Source organism: Streptomyces sp. NPDC004752 (genome assembly GCF_053601275.1).
Genome location: NZ_JBSGBN010000304.1, coordinates 1 through 1,481 on the forward strand (window position 1 = coordinate 1; position 1,481 = coordinate 1,481).

The following is a 1,481-nucleotide window of genomic DNA, read 5'->3' on the forward strand; positions in this document are numbered from 1 at the left end:
CAGGGGTGAGGTGAAGAAGGGGGGCAGCCAGAGGCAGTCGACGCCGAGCCATTGCAGATAGTCCAGCCTGGCGGTGAGGCCCTTCAGGTCGCCGATGCCGTCACCGTTGCTGTCCTGGAAGGAGCGGACCAGGACCTCGTAGAAGACGGCGCGTTTGAACCACTCCGGATCCCGGTCCTTGGCGGGAGTGTCCTCGAACGTGTCCGGGACCGGCTCGTTCACGGTCATGACGCTGTTGACCCTCCGATCTGCGGGGTGGACGGTCGCAGGACGGTGAGGATGTGCGCGGGCCGGTGACCCGGTTCGAGTCGCACATAATTGGCCCTGCCCCAGTGATGGGTCTCACCCGTCAGTTCGTCGTGCACCGGCACCGACTCATGCCAGTCCAGGCCGAGTTGCGGCATGTCCAACGAGACCGTGGCTTCCTGGGTGTGGTGCGGGTCGAGGTTCACGACCACCACGACCGTGTCGTCGCCGGTGCGCTTGCTGTACGCGAGGACGGTGTCGTTGTCGGTCGAGTGGAAGCGCAGGTTCCGCAGGCGTTGCAGTGCGGGGTGGCGCCGGCGGATGGTGTTGAGTCGGGTGATGAGGGGGGCGATGGTGTGTCCCTGGTGTGCTGCGGTGGCCCAGTCGCGGGGTTTGAGCTGGTATTTCTCGGAGTCGAGGTATTCCTCGCTGCCTTGGTGCAGGGGGGTGTTCTCGCAGAGTTCGTAGCCGCTGTAGATGCCCCAGGAGGGGGAGAGGGTGGCGGCGAGGACGGCGCGGGTCTCGAAGGCGGGGCGGCCGCCGTGCTGGAGGTAGGCGTGCAGGATGTCGGGGGTGTTGGCGAACAGGTTGGGCCGCAGGTAGGCGGCGGTGTCGCCGGTGAGTTCGGTGAGGTGGCCGGTGAGTTCGGTTTTGGTGGTGCGCCAGGTGAAGTAGGTGTAGGACTGCTGGAAGCCGATCTGGGCGAGGGTGTGCATCATCGCGGGGCGGGTGAATGCCTCGGCGAGGAAGATGACGTCGGGGTCGGTGGTGTTGACGGCTGTGAGGACGCGTTCCCAGAAGACGACGGGTTTGGTGTGGGGGTTGTCGACGCGGAAGATGCGGACGCCGTGGTCCATCCAGTGGTGCAGGATGCGGAGGGTTTCGGTGACCAGGCCGTCCATGTCGGTGTCGAAGGCGATGGGGTAGATGTCCTGGTATTTCTTGGGCGGGTTCTCGGCGTGGGCGATGGTGTTGTCGGGGCGGTGGTGGAACCACTGGGGGTGTTGGTGGACCCAGGGGTGGTCGGGGGAGCACTGGAGGGCGAGGTCGAGGGCGACTTCGAGGCCGTGTGCGGTGGCCTGGGTGACGAACCGGCGGAAGTCGTCGGTGGTGCCGAGGGCGGGGTGGACGGTGTCGTGGCCGCCGTCGGGGGAGCCGATGGCCCAGGGGACGCCGACGTCGTCGGGGGTGGGGGTGAGGGTGTTGTTGCGGCCTTTGCGGTGGGTGGTGCCGAT

Annotated in this window: 2 protein-coding genes; both read right to left on the reverse strand. The window is 66.8% G+C overall.

Annotated features, from left to right (window positions below; translation table 11 throughout):
• Positions 1–228, reverse strand: a 228-nt coding sequence (locus ACWEKM_RS46540; protein ID WP_451627368.1) for an alpha-amylase family glycosyl hydrolase, incomplete at its 3' end; no start/stop codon positions are given.
• On the reverse strand, positions 225–1,481 hold a 1,257-nt coding region (locus tag ACWEKM_RS46545; protein WP_451627369.1), incomplete at its 5' end, for a DUF3459 domain-containing protein. The genes ACWEKM_RS46540 and ACWEKM_RS46545, both read right to left, overlap by 4 nt.